We start from the raw sequence: 6,905 nt of genomic DNA, 5'->3' as shown, positions 1-6,905 counted from the left end.
CTCTAGTTCCCCGCCCCCCGCATAACGGAACTAGCCCGGCAGTTGTCGACAAAGGCCCGCCTCTCCCCCGAGGGGCGGGTCTTCTATTTTAGTCCTCGTAGAATTCCTGGATGACCTTCCAGGCTTCGTCGGCGGTCTCGACGAAATTAATCAGCTCGATATCTTCCGGCGCGATCGTGCCGAAATCTGCCAGCGCCTCGAAATTGATGATGCTGCGCCAGAATTTTTCCGCAAACAGGATGAGCGGAATGCGCTCCATCCGCTTGGTCTGGATCAGCGTCAGCGCCTCGAACATTTCATCCAGCGTGCCGAAACCGCCGGGGAAAACCGCAACCGCCTTTGCCCGCATCATGAAATGCATTTTGCGGATGGCGAAATAGTGGAAGTTGAAGGAAAGCTCGGGCGTCACATAGGGGTTCGGTGCCTGCTCGTGCGGCAGCATGATGTTGAGGCCGATCGTCGGGGCGCCGGCTTCCGTCGCGCCACGATTGCCCGCTTCCATGACGCCGGGACCGCCGCCGGTGACGACGACGAATTCCTTATGGTCGAACTTCGCCGAATATTCTCCGCAGAGCGCGGCAAATTTTCGCGCCTCGTCATAATAGACGGAAGCCGCCTGGAGATTGTTGTGCTGGGTCTCGTTATGGGCGGCCCAGGGCTTCTGGCCGGGTGCCGGAATACGCGCGCCACCGAACAGGACGACGGTGGATGCGATGCCCTTTTCGCTGAGGATCATTTCCGTTTTCGCCAGCTCGAGCTGCAGCCGCACGGGGCGCAGTTCCTTGCTGCACAGGAATTCCTCATCGGCGAAAGCGAGGCGATAGGAGGGCGACTGCGTCTGCGGCGTCTTGGGCTGGGCGGCGGCCGCATGCTTGTCGGCCGTACTGTCCTTCAGCGGCTCCCACACCTTGTCCTGCTGGCCTCGTGCTTCCTGCCTTCTCTTCGACATGCTGATGCTTCCTTCCCGCGCCAACCATGGTTGACGCCAATTCACATTGACGCTTGAGTGGCGGTCGCTTAGAGCAAATGGGACCAAATGACCACCTTCCCAGCCATCACGATACCGCGTGACGTTTAAGGATCTTCCATGAGCAGCTTCGACCTCGCCGCCCTCGAAAAGACAATCGAGACCGCTTTCGACAACCGCGACAGCGTCACCATCTCGACCAAAGGCGAAGTACGCGATGCGGTGGAAACCTCACTCAACCTTCTCGACAGCGGCCAGGCCCGCGTCGCGGTTCGCGGCGAGGACGGCACCTGGACCGTCAACCAGTGGCTCAAGAAGGCCGTTCTCCTCTCCTTCCGCCTGAACGACATGGACGTCGTCAAGGGTGGTCCGGGTAACTCCACCTGGTGGGACAAGGTTCCGTCCAAGTTCGAAGGCTGGGGCGAGAACCAGTTCCGTTCCGCCGGCTTCCGCGCCGTGCCGAACGCCGTCGTGCGCCGCTCGGCCTATATCGCCAAGAACGTCGTGCTGATGCCGTCCTTCGTCAACCTCGGCGCCTTTGTCGATGAGGGCACGATGGTCGATACCTGGGCAACCGTCGGCTCCTGCGCGCAGATCGGCAAGCATGTGCATCTGTCGGGCGGCGTCGGTATCGGCGGCGTGCTCGAGCCGATGCAGGCCGGTCCGACGATCATCGAAGACAATTGCTTCATCGGTGCCCGTTCGGAAGTCGTCGAAGGCTGCATCATCCGCGAGGGCTCGGTTCTCGGCATGGGCGTCTACATCGGCAAGTCGACCAAGATCGTCAACCGCGCCACCGGCGAAGTGACCTATGGCGAAGTACCGCCCTATTCCGTCGTCGTCGCCGGCTCGATGCCGTCGGGCAATGCGACGATGCCGAACGGTGCTCCGGCTCCGCATCTCTATTGCGCCGTCATCGTTAAGACCGTCGATGAGAAGACCCGCTCCAAGACGGGCATCAACGAGCTGCTGCGCGACTAATTGAGACCAATTCGATGTCTGTTTCCGATCCGATTGCAAACCTGCAAACGCTGATCCGTTGCCCTTCCGTCACCCCGGCGGAAGGCGGCGCGCTTTCGGCACTCGAAGCGATGCTTGCGCCGCTCGGCTTTAAGGTCGAGCGGATGATCGCGACGGAGCCAGGCCTGCCAGACGTCGAAAATCTCTATGCCCGTCTTGGAACAGACGGGCCGCATCTGATGTTCGCCGGCCATACGGATGTCGTGCCGGTCGGTGACGAGGCTTCCTGGAGCCATCCGCCCTTTGGCGCCGAGATCGCCGATGGCGAGATGTTCGGCCGCGGTGCAGTCGACATGAAGGGCGGCATCGCCTGCTTTGTCGCAGCTGTCGCCCGCCATATCGAAGAGCATGGCGCACCAGAAGGATCGATTTCCTTCCTGATTACCGGCGACGAGGAAGGCCCTTCCGTCAACGGCACGGAAAAGCTTTTGAAATGGGCAGCTGAAAAAGGCGAGCGCTGGGATGCCTGCCTGGTCGGCGAACCGACCAATCCCGAAATGCTCGGCGACATGATCAAGATCGGCCGCCGCGGCTCCGTGTCCGGCAAGGTCACGGTGTTCGGCGTGCAGGGCCATGCGGCCTATCCGCATCTGGCGGATAATGCCGTTCGTGGTCTGCTGCCGCTTGCTTCAGCTCTGATGGATCCACCTTTCGATGCGGGGACGCCGGAATTTCCTGCTTCCAATCTGGAAGTGACGACGGTCGATGTCGGAAATCCTGCGACCAATGTCGTGCCGGCCAAGGCAAGCTTCGCCTTCAACATCCGCTTCAACGACACATGGACTGCCGACACGGTGAAGGCCGAGATCCTGCGCAGGCTTGATGAGGCTGCGGCCGACCAGACGCTGCGGCCGGATCGCCAGCCGACCAGATACGAGATCACCTGGGCCGAACGTCCGAGCCATGTGTTTTTGACCCGCAACAACGCATTGATCGGCTCGCTTTCGGCCGCCGTCGAAGCCGTGACCGGCAAGCAGCCGGCACTGTCGACCACCGGCGGCACATCTGATGCCCGGTTCATCAAGGACTATTGCCCGGTCGTCGAATTCGGCCTCGTCGGGCAGACCATGCATATGGTGGACGAGCGTGTTGCCCTTGCCGATCTCGAGACTCTGACCCAGATCTACGGAACCTTCATCTCCCGCTGGTTCGGCGATGCCTCCATTTCCTGAAGTCAAATTCTACATCAGCGGCCTCTGGTTGCTCTTCAAAGGTGACGCGCAGGGCCTGAAACGGCTCGACATGACCGACCGCGGCATGATGCGGTCGTTCTGGGCTTTCCTCTGGTGCCTGCCGGCGATGTTCGTCTATTGGACCGGCATGCGCTACGCCTTCCTCTCTGCGAACCCTGAAGGCACGAAGGCGGGCCTCGCCTTTTATCTCAGGCTGTTCCTGATCGAGGCGATCAACTGGATACTGCCGCTTACGCTGTTCGGCATTCTTTGCCTGCTTTTGAAGACCGAGCGCAAGTTCGTTTCGATCGTGGTGGCAACCAACTGGCTGTCGGTGCCGGTCTCCTATGCCTATGCGGTGATGACGCTGCTGCTGTTTCTCATCCCCTTTGCCGCAGGACTGATTGCACTTGTGCAGCTCGCCTTGCTGATCGCGACGATCTTCGCCATTTCCCGTTTCGTGCGGCAGATCTGTGGGCCGGAGCCGCTTGTCGTGGCGACGACGATGCTTGTGCTTTTGGTGCCGGGGCTCATCGTCGCCGACCTCTTGCAATCCTATCTCGGCGTCTCGCCCTACTGATTCATGTCAACGCAATTCCGGACGCAAAACCGGTTCCCACTTTTGCTGGAATTGCTTCAGGTATCGCCCGGATAATCGACCTTCATGAAATAGAGGCCTTCTGGTGGTGCGACCGGGCCGCATTCCTTGCGGTCACGCGCCTCAAGCGCCCGCCGCACGTCGTCGGGTGACATCTTGGCCTCACCGGCCAGCTTCAGTGTACCGGCAAAAGAGCGGATCTGGTTGTGCAGAAAGCTCTGGGCGCTGGCGCGGATCTCGATCAGGTCGCCGGAGCGTGTCACATCCAGCCGGTCCAGCGTTCTTACCGGGCTTTTCGCCTGGCAATGGGCGGAGCGGAAGGTGGTGAAGTCGTGATGGCCGACAAGCATCTGGGCGGCGGCGTGCATCGCCTCGTGGTCGAGTTCCTTCGGCACCCACCAGGCGCGCCCGGCCTCGATCGCCAGCGGCGACGGGCGGCTGATGATGCGGTAGAGGTAATGCCGCTTCACCGCCGAGAACCGTGCATCGAACTCGTCCGAGACCTGCTGCACATCGATGATCGAGACACGCTCACTCGCCATCATCAGATGAGCGTTGAGCGCATTGCGCAGCTTGAAAGGTTGCCATTCGCGAGACAGATCGGCGTGGATGACCTGGCCCCTCGCATGAACGCCTGAATCGGTGCGACCGGCACCACGAACAGAGACGGTCTCCCCGGTGAGCGACAGGATGCCGTTCTGCAACGCGGCCTGCACCGAATGGCCGTTTTCCTGCATCTGCCAGCCGACATAGGACGTGCCGTCATATTCGACGGTCATGCGGAAACGCGGCATCAGGCAGCCCCAACAGGAAGTTTGGTGCCTTTGGGCAGAGGCGTGCCACGCAGAAAGTCGCCTGCGTCCAGCGGCTTGCCGCCCGCTTTCTGCAGGCGTGTTAGTTTCACGGCACCGTCGCCGCAGGCAACGGTCAGCGCATCGTCAAGAAGCTGCCCGGTGGCACCGCTCCCCTCTCCGATCGCGGAGTTAAGAACCTTGATACGCTCCGGCTTGCCATTGATCTCGGCTTCGAACCATGCGCCCGGAAACGGTGAAAGCCCACGGATATGGTTATGCACGTCACGCGCAGACCGGGAAAAATCGATGCGGGTTTCGGCTTTGTCGATCTTGGCGGCGTAAAGCACACCCTCTTCCGGCTGCGGCGTCAGCGGCAGTTCGTCGGCTTCGAGCCTTTCCATCGCCTCGACCATGGCGCGGGCGCCGACGAGCATCAGCTTGTCATGCAGTTCGCCGGCCGTCATCGCCTCGGTAATATCGACTTCCCTGGTCAGCGCCATCGGACCGGTATCCAGCCCCTTTTCCATCTTCATCACGATCATACCGGTCTTTTCGTCACCGGCCATGATGGCGCGCTGGATGGGAGCGGCACCCCGCCAGCGCGGCAGAAGCGAGGCATGGCCGTTGTAGCAGCCAAGCTTCGTGCCTTCGAGGATCGCGACCGGCAAAAGCAGGCCATAGGCCACGACGACCGCGACATCCGCGTTGAAATCGCGAAATGTCTGGCGATCCTCTTCAGCCTTGAAATTCAGCGGTGTCAGAACCGGAATGCCGAGAAGCTCTGCCGCCTGATGCACCGGAGACTTGGTGAGGTCGAGCCCGCGGCGACCGGCCGGGCGCGGCGGCTGGGTATAGACCGCGACGATCTCGTGGCCGGCCTGCTTGAGGTTCTGCAATGTCGGCACGGAAAAATCCGGCGTGCCCATGAAGATGATGCGAAGTGACATGCGCTTGACCTCAATACTGTTCAGGCGCCTTCAAACGGGTTTACCAGCCGAAGATCAAGCCCCTCGAAGTCTTTTACGTTGCGGGTGGCCAGTGTTGCACCATGAGCGAGGCAGGTTGCGGCGATCATGGCATCCTGCAGGCTGATCGGGCGGCCGATGTTTTCACGCCTCGCACGCAGCTTGCCCGTCTCAATCGATGCCCAGCGATCGAATGGTAATACCCTGCCATTATGCACCACCAAAAGGCGCTCGAATGTCTCGTAGTATCGTCGCGAGCCTGCCCTGAGCCAGAACCGCTCCGCACCGAAAGATTGCTCCATCAGCACGGTATCGCAGAGATAAATGTCGCCTTCCGGGGATACTGCAAACCATTCCAAGACATTCCGGTCGGGCGCAGCCTTAGTAATTTCGGAAATGATGTTGGTGTCGAGGACGATCACTCGAAATCCTCTAACGGCCGCCCGAAATCCTTCTTTCGCTCAGCCTCGACCTCGTCCATCATCCGCGAAAACGCATCCCTTTCCTCATCGGAAAATGGAAGCAATACTTCGCGCATGGCATCCAACGCGCTCCGTTGGGGTGACGCCTCTGCCTTATCGCTCAACATAGCCTTCTGAAGCAGCGCCTTGGTCTCGTCCGACAAGCTTCGGCCGTTCTTATCCGCGCGCGCGGCAATATCCCGCTTCATGGCATCGGAAACGTTACGGATCAGCATGTCACCCATACCAACCTCCAGCTTGATATCAGCGATATCATAAGCCTGAGGCGGCAGAGTTTCAAGTTTTCGCTAAACAGCCTTGCCCTTGGCAAGCTTGGTGAACTTCTTGATCACCATCTCGCGCTTCAGCCTCGAAATATGGTCGATGAAGAGCACGCCGTTCAGGTGGTCCATCTCGTGTTGCAGGCAGGTGGCAAGCAGGCCATCGGCTTCGAGCAGATGTTCCTTGCCATCACGGCCGACATATTTCACGCCGATCGTGGCCGGACGCTCGACTTCGGCGTAATAATCCGGGATCGAAAGGCAGCCCTCTTCATAAACCGACAGATCATCGGAAGACTTGACGATTTCAGGGTTGATGAAGACCTGCGGGTTCTTCTCCTCGTCTTCGCGCGAGACGTCGATGACGAGCACGCGCTTCGGCACGCCGATCTGGATCGCGGCAAGGCCGATGCCCGGCGCGTCATACATGGTTTCCAGCATGTCGTCGGCGAGCTTCAAGAGCTCGGCATTGACGGTTTCGATCGGCGCGGAGACCTGCCTGAGAAGCGGGTCGGGAAGAATGATGAGCGGCTTGATTGTCATGCCTGCCCCATAGCGCATCTTTTGCGTCGATGGAACAGGGATGCTGAGCGCTTCCCGACAAATGTTCACGTTTTGATCTTCCGCTGTGGGTACAATCTGCTAGA

The 6,905-nt window shown here is 60.1% G+C and carries 9 protein-coding genes; 3 read left to right on the top strand and 6 right to left on the bottom strand.

Annotated features, from left to right (window positions below):
- Nucleotides 1–88: 88 nt before the first annotated feature.
- A complete protein-coding gene (locus JNB91_RS21870; RefSeq protein ID WP_220327592.1) occupies nucleotides 89–949 on the bottom strand; it encodes an LOG family protein in 861 nt (286 codons plus the stop codon).
- Between the two features lie 138 nt (nucleotides 950–1,087).
- On the opposite strand from JNB91_RS21870, the gene dapD reads away from it, so the two are divergent.
- Genes dapD through JNB91_RS21855 form a run of 3 tightly spaced genes read left to right on the top strand, consistent with a single transcriptional unit; the run spans nucleotide 1,088 to nucleotide 3,739 of the window.
- The gene (dapD, locus tag JNB91_RS21865; protein ID WP_220327591.1) at nucleotides 1,088–1,948 is read left to right on the top strand and encodes a 2,3,4,5-tetrahydropyridine-2,6-dicarboxylate N-succinyltransferase; all 861 of its coding nucleotides are present in this window, start codon (nucleotides 1,088–1,090) and stop codon (nucleotides 1,946–1,948) included.
- 14 nt (nucleotides 1,949–1,962) lie between these two features.
- A complete protein-coding gene (gene dapE / locus JNB91_RS21860; RefSeq protein ID WP_220327590.1) occupies nucleotides 1,963–3,159 on the top strand; it encodes a succinyl-diaminopimelate desuccinylase in 1,197 nt (398 codons plus the stop codon).
- Nucleotides 3,143–3,739 carry a hypothetical protein gene (locus tag JNB91_RS21855; RefSeq protein WP_220327589.1) on the top strand — a complete coding sequence of 199 codons (597 nt, stop codon included), beginning with the start codon at nucleotides 3,143–3,145 and terminating at the stop codon, nucleotides 3,737–3,739. Before dapE ends, JNB91_RS21855 begins: the two co-directional genes overlap by 17 nt.
- Nucleotides 3,740–3,795: 56 nt before the next feature.
- On the opposite strand, the gene truA is transcribed toward JNB91_RS21855, so the two are convergent.
- From truA to def, 5 genes are all read right to left on the bottom strand, one after another.
- On the bottom strand, nucleotides 3,796–4,551 hold the full coding sequence (gene truA / locus JNB91_RS21850; protein WP_220327588.1) for a tRNA pseudouridine(38-40) synthase TruA: 756 nt from the start codon (nucleotides 4,549–4,551) through the stop codon (nucleotides 3,796–3,798).
- Nucleotides 4,551–5,498, bottom strand: coding sequence for a methionyl-tRNA formyltransferase (fmt, locus tag JNB91_RS21845; RefSeq protein ID WP_220327587.1), 948 nt, complete (start codon nucleotides 5,496–5,498; stop codon nucleotides 4,551–4,553). Before fmt ends, truA begins: the two co-directional genes overlap by 1 nt.
- A 20-nt stretch (nucleotides 5,499–5,518) precedes the next feature.
- Entirely contained in the window at nucleotides 5,519–5,938 is a 420-nt protein-coding gene (locus JNB91_RS21840) for a type II toxin-antitoxin system VapC family toxin (protein WP_220327586.1), read from the bottom strand.
- Nucleotides 5,935–6,222 carry a FitA-like ribbon-helix-helix domain-containing protein gene (locus JNB91_RS21835; protein WP_220327585.1) on the bottom strand — a complete coding sequence of 96 codons (288 nt, stop codon included), beginning with the start codon at nucleotides 6,220–6,222 and terminating at the stop codon, nucleotides 5,935–5,937. The genes JNB91_RS21840 and JNB91_RS21835 overlap by 4 nt, the downstream gene beginning before the upstream one ends.
- 63 nt (nucleotides 6,223–6,285) lie before the next feature.
- Nucleotides 6,286–6,801, bottom strand: coding sequence for a peptide deformylase (gene def, locus JNB91_RS21830; protein WP_220327584.1), 516 nt, complete (start codon nucleotides 6,799–6,801; stop codon nucleotides 6,286–6,288).
- Between the last annotated feature and the right edge of the window lie 104 nt (nucleotides 6,802–6,905).

The sequence above is a fragment of the Aliirhizobium wenxiniae genome (assembly GCF_019511445.1).
GTDB lineage: Bacteria > Pseudomonadota > Alphaproteobacteria > Rhizobiales > Rhizobiaceae > Neorhizobium > Neorhizobium wenxiniae_A.
This window is presented reverse-complemented; position numbering and strand designations above follow the sequence as displayed.

Excerpts from the sequence above, each read along its gene's own strand:
- JNB91_RS21870 (WP_220327592.1), bottom strand. The coding sequence starts at position 949 with ATGTCGAAGAGAAGGCAGGAAGCACGAGGCCAGCAGGACAAGGTGTGG.
- dapD (WP_220327591.1), top strand. The coding sequence starts at position 1,088 with ATGAGCAGCTTCGACCTCGCCGCCCTCGAAAAGACAATCGAGACCGCT.
- dapE (WP_220327590.1), top strand. The coding sequence starts at position 1,963 with ATGTCTGTTTCCGATCCGATTGCAAACCTGCAAACGCTGATCCGTTGC.
- JNB91_RS21855 (WP_220327589.1), top strand. The coding sequence starts at position 3,143 with ATGCCTCCATTTCCTGAAGTCAAATTCTACATCAGCGGCCTCTGGTTG.
- truA (WP_220327588.1), bottom strand. The coding sequence starts at position 4,551 with ATGCCGCGTTTCCGCATGACCGTCGAATATGACGGCACGTCCTATGTC.
- fmt (WP_220327587.1), bottom strand. The coding sequence starts at position 5,498 with ATGTCACTTCGCATCATCTTCATGGGCACGCCGGATTTTTCCGTGCCG.
- JNB91_RS21835 (WP_220327585.1), bottom strand. The coding sequence starts at position 6,222 with ATGGGTGACATGCTGATCCGTAACGTTTCCGATGCCATGAAGCGGGAT.
- def (WP_220327584.1), bottom strand. The coding sequence starts at position 6,801 with ATGACAATCAAGCCGCTCATCATTCTTCCCGACCCGCTTCTCAGGCAG.